Annotated in this window: 18 protein-coding genes; 6 read left to right on the forward strand and 12 right to left on the reverse strand. The window is 69.2% G+C overall.

The annotated features are described in order from the left end of the window. Window positions 1-73: 73 nt before the first annotated feature. The 4 genes from ACIO3S_RS01810 to ACIO3S_RS01825 are packed head-to-tail and all read right to left on the reverse strand — an operon-like array spanning window position 74 to window position 3,637. On the reverse strand, window positions 74-901 hold the full coding sequence (locus ACIO3S_RS01810; protein WP_400458792.1) for an ABC transporter permease: 828 nt from the start codon (window positions 899-901) through the stop codon (window positions 74-76). Next, the gene (locus ACIO3S_RS01815) at window positions 877-1,686 is read right to left on the reverse strand and encodes an ABC transporter permease (protein WP_400458793.1); all 810 of its coding nucleotides are present in this window, start codon (window positions 1,684-1,686) and stop codon (window positions 877-879) included. Before ACIO3S_RS01815 ends, ACIO3S_RS01810 begins: the two co-directional genes overlap by 25 nt. Then, window positions 1,686-2,519, reverse strand: coding sequence for an ABC transporter ATP-binding protein (locus ACIO3S_RS01820; protein WP_350720500.1), 834 nt, complete (start codon window positions 2,517-2,519; stop codon window positions 1,686-1,688). The genes ACIO3S_RS01815 and ACIO3S_RS01820 overlap by 1 nt, the downstream gene beginning before the upstream one ends. A 2-nt stretch (window positions 2,520-2,521) precedes the next feature. Beyond that, window positions 2,522-3,637, reverse strand: coding sequence for an ABC transporter substrate-binding protein (locus ACIO3S_RS01825; RefSeq protein ID WP_400458795.1), 1,116 nt, complete (start codon window positions 3,635-3,637; stop codon window positions 2,522-2,524). A gap of 314 nt (window positions 3,638-3,951) precedes the next feature. On the opposite strand from ACIO3S_RS01825, the gene ACIO3S_RS01830 reads away from it, so the two are divergent. The 3 genes from ACIO3S_RS01830 (at window position 3,952) to ACIO3S_RS01840 (ending at window position 6,999) form a co-directional block, all read left to right on the forward strand. Further along, entirely contained in the window at window positions 3,952-4,662 is a 711-nt protein-coding gene (locus ACIO3S_RS01830) for a GntR family transcriptional regulator (RefSeq protein ID WP_400458797.1), read from the forward strand. 124 nt (window positions 4,663-4,786) lie between these two features. Continuing rightward, window positions 4,787-6,289 (forward strand): NCS1 family nucleobase:cation symporter-1, encoded by a 1,503-nt coding sequence (locus ACIO3S_RS01835; protein ID WP_400458799.1) that lies wholly within the window; start codon window positions 4,787-4,789, stop codon window positions 6,287-6,289. Continuing rightward, complete coding sequence (locus tag ACIO3S_RS01840; RefSeq protein ID WP_400458801.1) at window positions 6,289-6,999, forward strand: aspartate/glutamate racemase family protein; 711 nt, start codon at window positions 6,289-6,291, stop codon at window positions 6,997-6,999. The genes ACIO3S_RS01835 and ACIO3S_RS01840 overlap by 1 nt, the downstream gene beginning before the upstream one ends. Here the strand turns inward: ACIO3S_RS01840 and ACIO3S_RS01845 are convergent. Genes ACIO3S_RS01845 through ACIO3S_RS01855 form a run of 3 tightly spaced genes read right to left on the reverse strand, consistent with a single transcriptional unit; the run spans window position 6,983 to window position 8,987 of the window. Next, complete coding sequence (locus tag ACIO3S_RS01845; protein ID WP_160024809.1) at window positions 6,983-7,693, reverse strand: NUDIX domain-containing protein; 711 nt, start codon at window positions 7,691-7,693, stop codon at window positions 6,983-6,985. The genes ACIO3S_RS01840 and ACIO3S_RS01845 overlap by 17 nt on opposite strands. Before the next feature lie 10 nt (window positions 7,694-7,703). After that, entirely contained in the window at window positions 7,704-8,411 is a 708-nt protein-coding gene (locus tag ACIO3S_RS01850; RefSeq protein ID WP_400458803.1) for a YoaK family protein, read from the reverse strand. 24 nt (window positions 8,412-8,435) lie between these two features. Beyond that, complete coding sequence (locus ACIO3S_RS01855) at window positions 8,436-8,987, reverse strand: TetR/AcrR family transcriptional regulator (protein WP_400458805.1); 552 nt, start codon at window positions 8,985-8,987, stop codon at window positions 8,436-8,438. Window positions 8,988-9,070: 83 nt separating this feature from the next. On the opposite strand from ACIO3S_RS01855, the gene ACIO3S_RS01860 reads away from it, so the two are divergent. After that, window positions 9,071-9,394, forward strand: a complete 324-nt coding sequence (locus tag ACIO3S_RS01860) for a multidrug efflux SMR transporter (RefSeq protein ID WP_160024812.1) — start codon at window positions 9,071-9,073, stop codon at window positions 9,392-9,394. A 10-nt stretch (window positions 9,395-9,404) separates the two neighbouring features. On the opposite strand, the gene ACIO3S_RS01865 is transcribed toward ACIO3S_RS01860, so the two are convergent. After that, window positions 9,405-11,066, reverse strand: a complete 1,662-nt coding sequence (locus ACIO3S_RS01865; protein WP_400458807.1) for an FAD-binding dehydrogenase — start codon at window positions 11,064-11,066, stop codon at window positions 9,405-9,407. 137 nt (window positions 11,067-11,203) lie between these two features. Between ACIO3S_RS01865 and ACIO3S_RS01870 the strand changes: the two genes are divergently transcribed. Continuing rightward, window positions 11,204-12,115, forward strand: a complete 912-nt coding sequence (locus ACIO3S_RS01870) for a hypothetical protein (RefSeq protein WP_400458809.1) — start codon at window positions 11,204-11,206, stop codon at window positions 12,113-12,115. A gap of 10 nt (window positions 12,116-12,125) precedes the next feature. Here ACIO3S_RS01870 and ACIO3S_RS01875 read toward each other — a convergent pair whose 3' ends face one another. The 4 genes from ACIO3S_RS01875 to ACIO3S_RS01890 are packed head-to-tail and all read right to left on the reverse strand — an operon-like array spanning window position 12,126 to window position 13,971. Next, window positions 12,126-12,425 carry a GNAT family N-acetyltransferase gene (locus ACIO3S_RS01875; RefSeq protein ID WP_400458810.1) on the reverse strand — a complete coding sequence of 100 codons (300 nt, stop codon included), beginning with the start codon at window positions 12,423-12,425 and terminating at the stop codon, window positions 12,126-12,128. A 54-nt stretch (window positions 12,426-12,479) separates the two neighbouring features. Next, window positions 12,480-12,875 (reverse strand): VOC family protein, encoded by a 396-nt coding sequence (locus ACIO3S_RS01880; RefSeq protein ID WP_400458812.1) that lies wholly within the window; start codon window positions 12,873-12,875, stop codon window positions 12,480-12,482. Beyond that, the gene (locus ACIO3S_RS01885) at window positions 12,868-13,332 is read right to left on the reverse strand and encodes a methyltransferase family protein (protein WP_400458814.1); all 465 of its coding nucleotides are present in this window, start codon (window positions 13,330-13,332) and stop codon (window positions 12,868-12,870) included. Before ACIO3S_RS01885 ends, ACIO3S_RS01880 begins: the two co-directional genes overlap by 8 nt. A 60-nt stretch (window positions 13,333-13,392) precedes the next feature. Then, on the reverse strand, window positions 13,393-13,971 hold the full coding sequence (locus ACIO3S_RS01890) for a TetR/AcrR family transcriptional regulator (RefSeq protein WP_400458816.1): 579 nt from the start codon (window positions 13,969-13,971) through the stop codon (window positions 13,393-13,395). A gap of 137 nt (window positions 13,972-14,108) precedes the next feature. Here ACIO3S_RS01890 and ACIO3S_RS01895 point away from each other — a divergent pair, with 137 nt between their 5' ends. Further along, window positions 14,109-16,589 carry an MMPL family transporter gene (locus ACIO3S_RS01895; protein WP_400458818.1) on the forward strand — a complete coding sequence of 827 codons (2,481 nt, stop codon included), beginning with the start codon at window positions 14,109-14,111 and terminating at the stop codon, window positions 16,587-16,589. Window positions 16,590-16,620 lie beyond the last annotated feature (31 nt).

Here is a 16,620-nt window from a genome sequence, read left to right on the forward strand (position 1 = left end):
GCCGAGTGGGCATCGGATTGCCCACTCGGCCGACCGGAGTGACGCTTCGCGCGACGTACGTGACGCCTCGGCGTTAGCGGGTCGTCATCCCCATCCGCTCCAGCGCGACCGACTCCAGGAGCTGGACGAGGTTGTAGAGCACCAACGTGACGACGGTGATGATCGCGACGGCGGCCCACAGGTCGTCGAAGCGGGCGGCGGCGGGGAACTTCTGGATGTTGCCGCCGATGCCCTTGCCGGTCGAGAGCCACTCGGCCAGGAGCGCACCGGTCACGGCGCCGGGCACCGAGACGCGGGCGGCGGCGAAGATCGACGGGAGCGCGCCGGGCAACGACACCTTGCGGATCGCGGTGAGCCGCGATCCGCCGTAGACGGCGACCAGGTCCAGCGACTGCGGCGAGGCCTGCGAGAGCCCGAACAGGACCGCGGCCAGCGCCGGGAACAGCACCACGATGATCCCGAGCACCACGACCGAGGCGGTCGAGGCCCTGCCGGTGATCAACATGACCACCGGAGCGATCGCGACCAGCGGGATCGAGCGCAGCAGCAGCGCCAGCGGCATCACGCCGGCCTCGACCGTACGCGACAGGTTGAACAGCACCGCCGCCACCACCGCGATCGCCATCCCGGCGAGGAAGCCGAGCGCGGCGTCCCTCAGGGTCACCCAGGTCAGCGGGACGAGCTCCGCCCGGTGGGCAGCCGCGTCCGGCCCGGTGAAGAGGTGGTCGACGACATCCAGCGGACCCTTCGCGACGAACTCCGAGACGCTGGAGAACGACACGAACGCCTGCCAGAGCACGACCACGATCGCCAGCGCGGCGACGGTGTGCAGCACCGGCCTCAGGACCGCCCGCGACAGACCCTTGGCACCCGACCTCATCCGGACCTCCCAGCGACCCATGGCGTCACCAGACGCGAAACCAGCCCCAGCAGCAGGTAGCCGGCCAGGGCGACTAGGGCGCAGACCAGGAAGACGGCCCAGAGCCGCTCCGGGTCGGGCTTGCCCTGCAGCACGATCAGCGTGCGCCCGACGCCACGGTCGGTGGAGCCGAGGTACTCACCGAGCACGGCACCGAGGATCGCGGTCGGCACCGCGATCTGCAGCGCGTTGAGGATCGCCGGCACGGCCGCGACGAGGCGTACCTTCACCAGCTGGGTCCACACCGACCCGCCGTAGACCCGCACCACGTCGAGCGAGGCGCGGTCGGCCGACTTGAACCCGAGCACGGCGCCGACGACGGTCGTGAAGAAGACCATCAGCGCGGCCAGGAAGATCGACGTCTTCGACGGGTCACCGGGCTGCTCGGCGCCGCCGAGGACGACGATCGAGATGCCGCCCACGGCGACGACGGGCAGGCAGTACGTCGTCACCGCGATCTGCATGATCATCGGCTCCAGCCACGGCACCAGCAGCACCAGGGAGGCCAGCAGCAGGGCGATCAGGTTGCCCCAGAGGAACCCGATCGACGCCTCCATCAGCGTCTCCCGGAGCACGCCGTCCCAGAACGCCGACGGACCCGCCGCGGCCATCTCGGAGAGGACCGTCCACGGCGGCGGCACCGGCGTGAACCCGGTGCCGGGGTCGGGCGGGAACACGGTCACCGCCACGACCGCCCACAGCACGAAGAGGGTGACCACGCCGATCAGACCGGCCATCCAGCCGGCCAGCTGTTGACTCAGTCGCATCAAGACTCCGCCTCGGCGCGCCCGTCGTCACCGAAGAGCAGCTCGGAGGCCCGGTCGGCCAGCGCGTGGAACTCCGGGGTACGCATCATGTCGGGCGTGCGTGGCCGGGGAAGGTCGACCTCGATGATCTCCTTGATCCGGCCAGGTCGTGGCGACATCACCGCGACCCGGTCGGAGAGGAAGATCGCCTCGTTCACACCGTGGGTGACCAGCAGCGTGGTCGCCGGCTTCTCGGTCCAGATCCGCAGCAGCTCCAGGTTGAGGTTCTGCCGGGTCATGTCGTCCAGCGCGCCGAACGGCTCGTCGAGCAGAAGCACCGACGGCTTCAGTGCGAGCGCGCGGGCGATCGAAACCCGCTGCCGCATCCCGCCGGAGAGCTGCGCCGGGCGCGCCTTCTCGAAGCCCTCCAGCCCCACGAGCTTGATCAGCTCGTGGATGTAGGACATGTCGGGACGGCGCCCGGCGACCTCGAAGACGAGCTTGATGTTGCCGACCACCGAGCGCCACGGCAGCAGCGCGTGGTCCTGGAACGCGATCCCCAGCTCCGAGTCACGCCGCAGCTCGGCGGGAGCCTTGCCGTCGACGTACGCCTCTCCGCTCGTCGGCGTCTCCAGGCCCGCGAGGATCCGCAGGATCGTCGACTTGCCGCAGCCGGAAGGCCCCAGCAGGGCCAGGAACGAGCCCTGGTCGGTGTGTAGCTCGGTGTCCTTGAGCGCGGTGACGGCCTTCGACCCGGAGCCGAAGACCTTGCTGATTCCGGAGATGTGGATGCCGGTGCCGCCACCGGTCTCCGCAGCGGGAGCACCGGCATCCATGAGCTTGTTCTCGGCCATGACTACTTCTGGTAGTCCTTGAGCTTGGGGTTCTCCTCGTAGATCTCGTCGATGATCGAGGTGTCGAACAGGTCCTCGGCCGAGACCTCCCAGCCGGCGGCGGCGAGCGAGTCGACGGTCTGCTGCTGGAGCTCCTCAGAGATGGTGAAGAGGCCGTTCTTCTCGGTCTCCGGCGTCGAGATCAGCTTCTGCGACTCCTCGAGACCGCGCTTGGTCTTGACCGGGTCGAGCTCACCGAAGCTGGCCTCGAGACCGTCGGAGTCGCTGGCCGCCTGGTTGTAGTGGGTGGTGATGACCTTGACGACCTCGTCGGAGGGGTTCTTGAAGGTCTCGGTCCAGCCCTTGATCTCGGCGGTCAGCAGCGCCTTGAGGAGGTCGCGGTTCTCGGCGAGGTACTGGTCGGTGACGGTGTAGGTCTCGGCGACGTACGGCACGCCGTTCTCGGCGTAGGGCAGGTTGGTGACCTCGTGACCGGCCATCTCGACGGTGATCGACTCGTTGGTCAGGTAGGCCATGAAGCCGTCGACCTGGCCCTTCATCAGCGGGGTCGGGTCGAACTCGACCGGGACGACGGTGATGTCGTCCTTCTTCTCCTCCAGGCCGTTGGCCGCGAGGATCGCCTTGAAGACGTTGACGTTGGAGTCCTGGACGCCGATCTTCTTGCCCTTGAGGTCGGCCGGCGTCGCGATGTTGCCGCCGTCCTTGAGGGAGAGGATGGTGAACGGGTTCTTCTGGAAGGTGGCGCCGATGATCTTCAGCGGCGCCTCCTGCTCGGCGATCGCGGAGCCGACCGAGGCGGCGTCGTTGATGGCGACCTGGACCTTGCCGGAGAGCAGCTTGGCCACGCCGGTGTCGGGGCCGGAGATGCCGTTGACCGCGTCGAAGCCGGCTTCCTCGTAGTAGCCCTTGTCCTCGGCGTAGAACTCGCCGGCGAACTCCTCGTTCTTGATCCAGGAGTACTGCATCGAGATGGTGCCGAAGCCCTCCTCGCTGCTGCCTTCTTCGGAGTCGGAGCCGCAGGCGGCCAGGGTGGTGGCGGCGACCAGGGTCAGCAGGGCCGCGGCGGCCCGGCGTTGAACTGACTTACGTCGCGAGGTCCGAGAGGCGGGGGTAGACATCGAAACGAGTTCCCTTCGAGGAGTGTCACGCATAGGTTTCGGGGACCGTAGCGAGCGGAGGTTTCAGGGGCTGGCACTGGCGTTTCGGCGTTGTAACGACCCTTTCAAGACGAGACTCTCGAACAGGGCCTTCGGTCCCGAGACGCGGCGTCCGCTGGACAAGAATGCCGTGGTTGTTGTCTAGTTACCCAACGCGCTCGGCCGCGTCGCGTGTGCCGTCCACCACACCGGGATTCGCCGTTATCGATTCGTGATCGCACCGAGACCATACGGTGACCGAGCGGACGCGCCGGACAACTGCAGGAGGACCTTCGATGCAGGGACCTCGGCGCCGCTCCGTGTTCGCCTCTCGCCTGGTCAGCTCTGCCGGCGACGGTGAACAGCCGCATGTCATCGAGGACCTCCGCCTGGCGATCGTGTCCGGCGAGGAGCCACCCGGGACGCTCATCCCGATCGCTTCGGTGGCGACGTTCTTCGGCGTCAGCCAGATCCCCGTACGCGAAGCGCTCAAGGTCCTCATCGGCGAGGGGCTCGTCGAGCATCGACCCCACATCGGCTATGCGGTCGCGAAGCTGACCTTCGCCGAGTTCCGCGAGCTCTACGACGTCCGCGCCGCCCTGGAGACCTCCGCGCTGCGCGTCGCCGTCCGGTCGGCGACGGAGGCCGACGACGAGCTCGTACGCAGCGCCCACTCAGCCATGGCGGCAGCCGTCGCCCGAGAGGACGAGCGCGGCTATCACGTCGAGTCACGCCGTTTCCACCGGGCGCTGATCGCACCGGCCGGGATGCAGCGACTGCTGCACATGTACGACTCCGCCTGGAACATGACCGAGCCGGCGCGGCCGATGTCACGCGTCGCCGAGGTCGACCGGGCACTCCTCCACGGCGACCACGACGTCATGGTCGCCGCCTTCTGTGCGCGCGACGCGGATCGGCTCGTCACCGAGTCGGCCGCCCACTACGAGCATCTCAAGACCGCCATCGAGGCCTTCCGGAGCGACCCGGACGTGTTCCGGCAGCCCTGAGCGCCGCCGGCTGCCCGCCGCGGACGTCGTATATCTTTCGCGTCACATTGCTCTGACACGGCATCTGATCAGGTGAAACACCTGCTCTCCACGATGGGGTGACCCCCACCCGAAGGAGACTGTGATGACCGAGGTGACAGCACCGCCTGCCTACCATCCCCGACTGTCGAACGAGGACCTCGACCCACTTCCCGAGCAGAAGTGGGGGTGGTACAACATCTTCGCCTTCTGGATGTCGGACGTGCACAGCATCGGTGGCTACGTGACGGCGGGTGCGCTGTTCGCGCTCGGCCTGACCGGCTGGCAGGTCTTCGTCTGCCTGATCGCCGGGATCGTCCTGGTCCAGGTCTTCTGCAACCTGGTCGCCAAGCCGAGCCAGCTGACCGGGACGCCCTATCCGGTGGTCTCGCGGGCGTCCTTCGGTGTGCTCGGCGCCAACATCCCCGCGATCATCCGTGGATCGATCGCGATCGCGTGGTACGGCGTGCAGACCTTCCTCGCCGCCGGGTCGCTCACCATCGTGATCCTCAAGCTCTTTCCCTCGCTGGCGGCCTACGCCACCGCCGACCAGTCCTTCCTCGGCCTTTCCTATCTCGGCTATGCGAGCTTCGCGATCCTCTGGGTTGCCCAAGCCCTGGTGTTCTGGCGGGGGATGGAGTCGATCCGCAGGTTCATCGACTTCTGCGGCCCGGCGGTCTACGTGGCGATGCTGGTGCTGTGCGTCTACATGCTCTACCGCGCCGACTGGAACGTCTCCTTCTCCCTCTCCGACAAGGAGCTGAGCCCCGGCCAGCAGGTGGCGGCGATGCTCGGCGCGATCGCCCTGGTGGTGTCGTACTTCTCCGGTCCGATGCTGAACTTCGGCGACTTCGCGCGCTACGGGAAGTCGTTCAAGGCCGTGAAGACCGGCAACTTCTGGGGCCTCCCGGTCAACTTCGTGCTCTTCTCGCTGCTGACGGTGCTCACCGCCTCCGCGACGATTCCGGTCTTCGGGGAGCTGATCACCGACCCGGTGGCCACGATCGAGCGGATCGACACCTACACCGCCGTACTGCTCGGCGGGCTGACCTTCGTGATCGCGACCGTCGGGATCAACATCGTGGCCAACTTCATCTCACCGGCGTTCGACTTCTCCAACGTCGCCCCGCAGCGGATCTCATGGCGGATGGGCGGGATGATCGCGGCCGGCGGATCGGTCCTGCTCACCCCGTGGAACTGGTACGCCAACGACGAGGCGATCTTCTGGACCCTCGGCCTCCTCGGCGCCCTGATCGGGCCGCTGTTCGGCATCCTGATCGCAGACTTCTACCTGGTCAGGCAGCAGAAGATCGTCGTCGACGACCTCTACACGCTCTCGGAGTCGGGCGCCTACCACTACACCCGGGGCACCAACCCGTCCGCCGTCTACGCGCTCGTCGTGGCCGCGGTGTTCTCCTTCGCCTCGGTGCTCGTCCCCAAGCTCGGTGGGGTGCTCACCTGGCTCCCCGACTACTCCTGGTTCGTCGGCTGCGGGGTCGGGTTCGTGGCCTACTACGCCTTCGCGTACGCCGCCGACGTCGCCGGCGTCGCCTCGCGGCGCTCGACCGACGCGACGGAAGCTGAGGCCGCCACGGAACCCGTCGCCTGATGCGGATCCTGGTCGTCAACCCGAACACCACGGCATCGATGACCACGCTGATCGGCGAGTGCGCCCGGGCGAGCGTCGGCCCGGGCGTGGTCGTCGACGCGATCGACCCGGGTGCCGGGCCGGCCTCGTTGGAGTCGCACTACGACGAGGCGATCGCGGTGCCCCACCTGCTCGACGTCCTGGAGCGCGAACGCGAGGCGTACGACGGGTTCGTGATCGCCTGCTTCGGCGACCCGGGACTGCACGCGGCCCGTGAGATCCTCACCGGTCCCGTGGTCGGGATCGCGGAGGCGGCGCTGCGAACGGCGGCGTACCTCACCCGGAGGTTCTCGGTGGTCACCACCCTGCCCCGGGTCATCACGCACACCTGGTCCATCGCGCGTGACTACGGCGTTGCCGATCTGATCGCCGGAATCCATGCCTGCGAGATCCCGGTCGTCGATCTGGAGACCGACCCCATGGCGTACGCGACGATCCGGGCCGCCTGTCGGCAGGCCCTCGTCGCGGACCGCTCGGAGGCGGTTGTCCTCGGCTGTGCGGGCATGGCCGACCTGTGTGCCCGGCTCTCCGCGGACCTCGGCGTACCCGTCGTCGACGGTGTCGCCGCCGCGACCGCGGAGGTCGAGAGGCTCGTCCGCCTCGGGCTGAGCACCAGCAAGCGCAACGAGTACGCCGCTCCCCCGGCGAAGGAGATCACGTGCCGGGCGTGACCCCGAGGGAAGCCGTACGCCGCAGCAGCGGTGGGTGCAGGTGCTCGGCGGAGCCCCGGCGGAAGAGCTGAGCCGGCCGGCCACCGTCCCGGGTCGTCGTGGCGCCCGTGGGCTCGAGGAAGGCCTCGGTCTTGGTGACCTTGCGATGGAAGTTGCGGGGGTCGAGGCGCTCACCCCAGACGATCTCGTAGACCCGGCGCAGCTCGGCGACGGTGAACTCCTCGGCGCAGAACGCCGCACCCAGCGGTGAGTACTCCAGCTTGGAGCGGGCGCGCTCGACGCCGTCACGCAGGATCGCGGCGTGGTCGAAGGCGAGGCCGCCGCCGGCCAGGAGCGAGTCGACCGGCCACCACTGCGCCTCTGCCGCGTCCGAACCCGCCGCGGGCACCGGCAGGTCGGGCGCCAGCGCAAGATAGGCGACGGTCACGACGCGTGTCCGCGGGTCCCGCCCCGGAGAGCCGTACGTCGCCAGCTGCTCGACATGCACGCTGCCCGGCCGCATGCCGGTCTCCTCCGCGAGCTCGCGCGCCGCCGCCTCCTCGAGGCCCTCGTCGTCGAGGACGAACCCACCCGGAAGCGCCCAGGCGCCTCGATAAGGCTCGATGCCGCGGCGCACGACCAGGGCGCAGAGCGCGTCGTCACGCACGGTGAGCACGACGAGATCGACGCTGACCGCGAACTTGGGGCACTCCACGTGGCAGACCCTAGAGGATCGAGCGGTGCACCCGGGCGTGCCAGGCGCCGAGGATCGTGGCGAGCCCGATCAGGATGCCGGCGAGCAGCAGGCCGCCGCCGGTGTGCCACAGCAGCATCCCGGCGCCGGCGGAGGCGCCGAGCAGGATCAGCAGCACGGTGATCGCGCGCCGCGCGGTGCCGCCACCACGGAAGGACGCCTTGCCGGATCCGATCGGCGAGTCGGCCGCGAGGCCCGTGATCGTGCTGGTGACGACGACGGTCGTCACGTCCTTGACCGCGATGTGGCGAGCAGCCGCCGCCTGGGTCCCCATGGCGACCACGGCGAGCGTGGTGGTCGTGATCATCACCGCGCTCGAGGGCTCGTCACCGGCGACGAAGAGCAGCCCGGCCAACGCCAGCATCATGACCGCGACCAGAGAGAACAGTGCGGTCGTGCGCCCGCTCCAGGCCCGCTTGTCGGCCTTCAGCACCCGCCCGCCGAGCGCGGCGCCGGCCATGAACCCGACCAGTGCCAGCGCCGGCCCGAGGACCGGCAGGTCGGTGTCGCCGACCAGCGCCATGCCGAGGATGACCACGTTGCCGGTCATGTTGCCGGTGAACACCTTGTCCAGACCGAGGTAGCCGACGGCGTCGTTGATGCCCGTGGTGAAGGTGAGCACGAGCATCAGCCACAGATGCATGCGGTCGGCGGGGACGGTCTTCAGCAGCGAGTTCACCCGCGCATTGTGCCGGACCGCCGATCAGCCCTCGGCGATCGCTCCCGCGGCCGCGGCGAGATCGGCCACACCGGCGGCGAGCTCGTCGGGCCGGTCGGTGGCCAGGTCCAGGTGGAAACCGAACAGCGACGAGTCGACGAGCGTGACGATCCGGCCGGCACGCTCGGGCGGCGCGCCACAGGCGGTGAGGTAGTCGCGCAGCGCGGCGTACCACAGCTCGTTGGTCTCCCGGACGACCGAGCGATAGGGCTCCATCCCGATCAGGCCGGTCGCGGCCGCCTGCAGGTAGATCTGCAGGCAGCTGTGCAGCGGCTCGGTGCGGTAGGCCCGCCACAGGGTCTCCACCCCGGCGCGTACGTCATCGGCCGGCTCCAGCGCCGCGATCGCTGCGACGGAGAGCTCGTTGGTGCGCGCCACCACCGCGGCGACGAGCTCGTCGCGACCGCCGAAGTGGTAGATCAGCATCCGGTCGCTGGTGCCGATCGCCGCCGCCAGCGGACGCAGGGTCAGCCCGATCAGCCCGTGCTCCAGCACGTGGTCGACCACCTGCCCGAGGAGCTCCTCCTTGCGGTCCATGAAAAGCATTATGCCCAACATGTAGCGACTGCTACATTTGGCATGATGTAGCAGTCGCTACATGCGCCTCAGGAGGACCGAAGATGTACGCCGCCATTCTGCTCGTCGCCGCCATCGCGATCGAGGTGGTCAGCACCGCGCTGCTCCCGCGCACCGAGGGCTTCCGCAACCTCGGCTGGTCGGTCGCCGTCCTGGCCGGCTACGGAGCCTCGATCTGGCTGCTCTCGGTGGTCGTGGAGCGGATGCCGGTCTCGGTGGCGTACGCCATCTGGTCAGGCCTCGGCACCGCACTGGTCGCGGGCATCGGCGTGATGTTCCTCGGTGAGCACCTCACCGCCGCCAAGGCCGGCTTCCTGGCGATGATCGTCGTCGGCGTGGTCGGGCTGAACCTCTCCGGCGCCCACTGAGCCGACCGGGTCAGATCGCGGCGGCCGCGGCCCTGCCCGCCGTACGTCCCGAGAACAGGCAGCCGCCGAGGAACGTGCCCTCGAGCGCGTTGTAGCCCATCATCCCGCCGCCGCCGAAGCCTGCGACCTCGCCGGCCGCATAGAGCCCCGGAAGCGGGGTGCCGGCGGCGGTCAGGCAGCGGCCGGACAGGTCCGTCTCGAGCCCACCCAGGGTCTTGCGGGAGAGGATGTGCAGCTTCACCGCGATCAGCGGGCCGGCCTCGGGGTCGAGGATTCGGTGGGGCTTGGCGGTGCGCTGCAGCTTGTCGCCGCGGTAGTGGCGGGCGGCGTACAGCGCAGTGATCTGGGCGTCCTTGGTGAAGTTGTTGGCGATCTCGCGGTCGCGGGCCTCGATGATCCGGCGCAGCTCGCTCTCCTTGATCTGCGGGCCGGTCGGGTCCTTGTCGGCGAGGCCGTTCATGCCGTGGACCAGGGCGGTGAGGTTCTCGGCGACCACGAAGTCCTCGCCGTGCTCCATGAAGCTCTTCACCGGGCCGGGACCCTTGCGCGCCCGCTCGGCGAGCAGCTTGATGTCCTTGCCGGTCAGGTCGGGGTTCTGCTCCGATCCGGAGAGCGCGAACTCCTTCTTGATGATCTTCTCGGTCAGCACGAACCAGGAGTAGTCGTAGCCGGTCTGGCGCAGGTGCTTGAGCGTGCCGAGGGTGTCGAAGCCGGGGAAGAACGGCGCCGGGAGACGCTTGCCGGTCGCGTCCAGCCACAGCGAGGAGGGGCCGGGCAAGATCCGGATGCCATGGTTGGCCCAGATCGAGTCCCAGTTGCGGATGCCCTCGACGTAGTGCCACATCCGGTCGTCGTTGATGATCTTGGCGCCGGTCGCTCCGGTGATGGCGAGCATCCGGCCGTCCACGTGCGCCGGGACACCGGAGACCATCGACTTCGGCGGGGTGCCGAGGCGGGCGGGCCAGTGCTTGCGGACGAGGTCGTGGTCGCCGCCGATGCCTCCGGAGGTGACGATCACGGCCTGGCCGCTGAGCTCGAAGTCCTCGACCTCCGTGCGCGAGGAGGCGTGCCCGCGCTCGATGTCGCTGGGCTCGAGCACCTTGCCGCGTACGCCGACGACGGCTCCGTCCTCGACCACGAGATGGTCGACGCGGTGCCGGAAGGCGAAGGTGATCCGGCCGCTGTCGGCGTGGGCGCGCACCCGCCGCTCGAACGGCTCGACCACGCCCGGCCCGGTCCCCCAGGTGATGTGGAAGCGCGGCACCGAGTTGCCGTGGCCGTCCGCGCGGCCGTCGCCACGCTCGGCCCAGCCGACGACCGGGAAGATCCGGTGACCCATCTGGCGCAGCCAGGACCGCTTCTCGCCCGCCGCGAAGTCGAGGTACGCCTCGGCCCAGCGCCGCGGCCACAGGTCCTCGTCACGGTCGAACTGGGCGGATCCCATCCAGTCCTGGAGCGCCAGCTCGGGTGAGTCGTGGATCCCCATCCGGCGCTGCTCGGGGCTGTCGACGAGGAAGAGCCCGCCGAGGCTCCAGAAGGCCTGGCCGCCCAGCGACTGCTCCGGCTCCTGGTCGACCAGGAGAACGCTCTTTCCCGCGTCGGCGACCTCGGCCGCTGCTGCCAGGCCGGCGAGGCCGGCTCCTACCACGATCACGTCGGCGTGCTTCGTCATGTCGGCAGATCCTGCCACCATATCTACCCGCGAGTACATGGAACCTGTCGCCCGACCGTTCCGTCAGATGGACAGTTGTCGGACTCGCACCCCGAAGCGACCGTCGATCGGTGCCCGAGCGGATAGATTTTTTGATCGTGATCGACCCCAAGGTGATGGCCAAGAGGCAGCAGAAGTGGGTCCAACGCGGCATCGACCGCACCGAGACCTGGCTGGGCCGTAGTGGCAGCAGACTCGGTCCGCTGATCCCGCACATCGCCACCGCCGGGGTGCTCACCGGAGACGAGGACCACGGCTGGATCCCCCAGGGCCTGGCGTACTCCCCCGAGGCCGAGCTGCTCCTGCAGGGCTACTACGGGGACAAGCTCGGCTCCGCGCTCGCTCTGATCGACAGGCCGTCGGGCGAGCTCATCAACGCCGTCTACCTGGGCGGGCCGAAGGGCAGCGTCAGCGGCCCGGTCAACGCCGGCGGCGTCGCGGTCATCGGCGACGAGGTCTTCGTCTGCCGCGAGGGAAATCCGCCCCGCCTCTACCGCTACTCACTGACCCAGATCGTCCACGCCGAACCACTCTCGACCGTCTCGACGGTCTCCCCGCTGGTCGCCCTCGCCGCCGGCTCCTACCTCGCCGCCGCGAAGGATCTGCTCTACGTCGGGTCGCACGCGAACAACCGCCTCTACAAGTACATCCGCAAGGACGACACCTGGCAGATCAAGACCCCGATCGGCGTACGCACCCCCGTCGGCACCCAGGGCGTCGTGGTCCGGGAGGAGGAGTACGTCTTCAGCGTCAACCGTGGCCCCGCCCGACGCAGCCAGCTGATCGTGCAGGACCGGGTCACGATCCGGCCCCGCGCTCTGCAGTGGCTCCCGAACCTGGCCGAGGGCGTCGCCGAGGTCGGGGACGAGTTCTTCGTGACCTACCAGTCGGGCGCCAGGCCCTACTCCCGCGGCTCCTCCCGGGGCCAGACCTGGCCCTCGGCCCACATGACCTGCACTCCCCTGGCCAAGCTCGGCCTGGAGCCGCGGAAGTCGGCAGACTCCCTCTGATCGAGTCTCGTTATCGGCCCGGCCAGTCGGTGATGTCGGCGTACTCCTCGCCGTGCCGCTTCAGCCACCCCGCGACGTACGGGCAATGCGGAATGATCCGCTTCCCCTTCGCCCTCACATCGGCCAACGCGAACGCCACCAGCTTCGAGGCCAGCCCCTGCCCGTTGTAGGCCTCCTTGACCTCGGTGTGCACGAAGTCCACGTGCTCGTCGTCGGGCAGCCGGTAAGCCGCCAGCCCCGCGACGGTCTCGCCGTCACGGATCTCGTAGCGATGCCTGGCCGGGTTGTCTACGTACTCGATCTCGCTCACGCGCCTATTCTGCGCAGCCGGGAGAAGCCCTGGCCCATCAACCCCGAAGAAAGATCACCCGACGAAGATGCAGAAGATGTGCCCCGCAGGATCCGCATAAGCGCGCAGCGGCTCCTCAGGATCGTCAGACCGATCAAGGCGCAGCTCAGCTCCGAGAGAGAGCGCACGGACATGCTCGGCATCGAGCTCCGCAACAGAACGTACGACGGTGTCGAGATGCATGTGCTTGACTGCCCCAGGAGCAGGCCAGTCGGATGGTGCCATCTCGGACTCGTCGACCCGGTTGAACGCAAGCGCCCGCCGCCCGTCGGGCCAGGTGAGAACGAGCCAGTCGTCATCCCCTGGTTCCTCGTCGCCCGGCCGGTAGACGAGGCCGAGGAGCTGGCGGTAGAACTCGGCGAGGCGGCGTACGTCGGTGGTGTCGAGAACGGTGTGGAGGAGCTCAGCCACGCGGGACACCCCGGACCGGACCGAGCCAGCGGGGCGTGGTGCTCCGGTAGGAGTCGTACGCCTCGCCGAAGCTCCACGACAGGGCGCGCTCCTCGGCGGGGATCTGGGTGCGGTCGATGACGGCGACGAAGGCCGCGACGGGGACGAGCGGAAGCCAGCCACCGCGGAGAACGGCGTGGGCGGTGAGGAGACCGGCCATGCCGACGTACATCGGGTTGCGGGTGTAGCGGAACGGCCCGTCGGTGACGACCGCGGTCGCCCCCTCGGGCTCGAGCGGGTTGAACGTGGTGTCCTTGTGCTTGAACGCCCGGGCGGCTCCGCCGGCGACATAGACCGAGCCGGCTGCGAGGAGCCCGGCCGCGACAGACCGCACGAGCGTCGGCCGGCGGCCCCGAGCGAGCAGATGCTGGGCGGCCAGGCCCACGGCGACGTAGACGGGCGGCGGCACCTTCGGCATGCCTTCCACCGTAGCCGGGCCGCGAAGGTCCGCACCCCTCTTTCTTGGGTAAAGAGAAGTTCAGTGCAAGAGCGCGCGAACCAGGCGCTCGGCGACGTCCGGAGCGGGCTCTGTGCGCTCGAGGGAGTGGAGCACGAAGCCACCAACGAGGGCGCGTACGAACTCCTTGACCGGCAGGTCGGCGGGCAGCTGGCCGGCCTCGACGGCTGCCTCGATACGGGTCGAGACGGTGGCGGTGATGCCGAGCGCGTCGTTGAGGCGGGTGCCGATGTCGGGGTTCTCGCAGGCGGCCGCGACGAGCGAGCGGACGAGGCTGTCGTTGCCGGGCTGGGCGACGAGGTCGATGAGGCTCTGCATCCAGGCGATCAGGTCGCCGCGGATGTCCCCGGTGTCCGGTACGACCGGGTGGTCCGGCAGCAGCAGGTCCTCGATCATGGCGTCGGCGACGACCGCGCTCTTCGAGGACCACCAGCGGTAGATCGTCTGCTTGGAGACACCGGCCTCGGCCGCGATTCCCTCGATGGTGAGGTGGTCATAGCCCTGGCTGGCGAAGAGCCGCCCGGTCGCGTCGAGGACCGCCATGCGAGCCTCCTCGCTGCGTACGGCACCCCTTCGGCGCACTCCTGCTGACGCTGGCATGAACGGCATCCTAAGAGCCCGTGGCATCTCCTGGCCACGGCACAGGTGTGACACATCACTCGCTCAGCAGCCCTTGTCCATCGGCGTACAGGTGATTAACTGGACGCACCGTTGCGTATTACCGGAGGGATGCCGTCATGGCGGAGCTGTTGTACCGATTGGGCAAGTCGGCCGCGCGCCGCGCCTGGCTTGTGATCCTCGCCTGGGTGCTGGCGCTGTCCGGCGCCGCCGGGGCGTACGTCGCCTGGTCCGGCGAGCTCACCACCAGCTTCGACATCCCGGGGCTGCCCTCGTCCGAGGTGGTCGACGAGCTCCAGGAGGGGCTGCCCGACCTGGCCGGCGGCTCCGGCACGATCGCCTTCCAGACCGAGGACGGCACCCCGCTCAGCGCGACCCAGAAGCAGGAGATCCGGGCGCTGATCGCCAGCGCCGAGGACCTCCCCGACGTCGCCGCGGTCACCGACCCGTTCCAGACCGAGGCCCAGCGCAAGGCGCAGGCCGAGAAGGTCACCCAGGGTCAGGCCAGGCTCGAGGCCGGCCGGACCCGGCTCGACAGCGCCCAGGCCAGGCTCGACAAGGCGCAGGCCGACATCGACGCGGCCCGCGCCCAGCTTCAGGCCGCCGGGATGCCGACCACCCAGATCGACGCCCAGCAGGCCGCCCTCGACAAGCAGCAGTCCAAGCTCGACGACAGTGCCGCCGACCTCGAGGCCAACACCGCCAAGGCCGAGAACGGCGCCGAGCTGCTCGACCTCTCCGAGGAGATCCGGATGGTCTCCGCGGACGGTTCGGCCGCCCTGGTCAACGTCGCCTACTCCGTCGGCCGGCTGGAGATGTCCGAGGAGACCAAGAAGGCCACGGTCGACCACTTCACCGACAACCCGATCGACGGCGTCGAGATCGGCGTCTCCTCCGACCTCTCCCAGGAGGCGCCCAACCCGATGGGTCCGGGTGAGATCGTCGGCGTCGGCGTCGCCGCGATCGTCCTCCTGGTGATGCTCGGCACGATCATCGGCGCCGGCGTCCCGCTGGTCACCGCGCTGACCGGAGTCGGCATCGGTGCGCTCGGCGCGCTCTCCCTCTCCGGCGTCGTGCAGATGGCGTCGATGACCCCGATCCTGGGTCTGATGCTCGGCCTGGCGGTCGGCATCGACTACTCGCTCTTCATCCTCAACCGGCACCGCAAGCAACTGCTCCACGGCGCCGACGTGAAGGAGTCGATCGCGCTCGCCAACGGCACCGCCGGCACGGCGGTCGTCTTCGCGGGGTCCACCGTGATCGTCGCGCTGGTCGCCCTCAACATGACCGGGATCCCGTTCCTCGGTCTGATGGGCTCGGTCGGCGCGGCCTGCGTCGCGATCGCCGTCCTGGTCGCGATCACCCTGACCCCGGCCATCCTCGGCCTCGTCGGTGGCCGCATCGTCTCCAGGCGCGCCCGGAAGAAGGTCGCCGAGCAGGACGCCGCCGAGGCCCATGCCAGGCCGATGCCCACCTGGCGTGCGCTGGTCACGGTCGTCGCCTCCGTGGTCGCCCTGCTCGCTCTCGCGGTCCCCGCCCTCGACATGCGCCTCGGCCTGCCCGACGGCGGCTCCGAGCCCGAGGGCTCGCTGGCCAAGACCGCCTACACGATCACCGAGGACAGCTTCGGCGCCGGCGCCAACGGCCCGCTGCTGGTCGCCGCCGAGCTGCCCGACGGTCTCAACGAGGCCGGCATCCAGCGATCCCAGCTGACGGTCGCCAAGGCGCTGGCGGACCTCGATGACGTACGCGCCGTGGCCCCGGTCGCGGTCTCCGAGGACGGTCGCACGGCGGCCTTCCAGGTCGTCCCCGAGGAGGGACCCAACAGCGTCTCGACCAACGAGCTGGTCAACGCGATCCGGGAGATGCCGGCGGTCAACGGCGACATCACGCTCGGCGTCGCCGGCGCCACCGCCGTCGCGATCGACGTGTCACAGGGGCTCAACGACGTACTCCTCCCCTACCTCGCCGTCGTCGTCGGCCTCTCGCTGCTGATCCTGATCCTGGTCTTCCGCTCGATCCTGGTCCCGCTCATCGCGACCGGTGGCTTCGTGCTCTCGCTGCTGGCGACGTACGGCGTCGTGGTCGCGGTCTTCCAGAAGGGCATCGGCGCGGAGTGGATCGGCCTCGACAGCACCGGCCCCATCCTGAGCTTCCTGCCGATCCTGCTGGTCGGGATCCTCTTTGGCCTGGCGATGGACTACCAGCTGTTCCTGGCCTCCGGCATGCGTGAGGCGTACGTCCACGGCGCCCCGGCCCGCGTCGCCGTCGCCCAGGGCTTCCGGGCCGGGCGTTCGGTCGTGATCGCGGCCGGTCTGATCATGGTCTCCGTCTTCGGCGGGTTCATCTTCGCCGAGTCGGTGATGATCCGCTCGATGGGCTTCGGGCTCGCGCTCGGGGTGCTGCTGGACGCATTCATCGTCCGGATGCTGCTGATGCCGGCGCTGATGCACCTGCTCGGCCGCTCCGCCTGGTGGCTGCCGAAGTGGCTCGACCGCATCCTGCCGAACGTGGACGTCGAGGGTGCCGCGCTCGAGCGCGCCCACGGCGCCGACGAAGCCGGCGGGGCCACGGTCGAGCGGGAGAAAGTCTCTGTCTGAGGAGACCGTCGGTGGCGGCCGATAGGGTCAC

The sequence above is a fragment of the Nocardioides sp. NPDC087217 genome, assembly GCF_044744805.1.
Lineage (GTDB): Bacteria > Actinomycetota > Actinomycetes > Propionibacteriales > Nocardioidaceae > Nocardioides.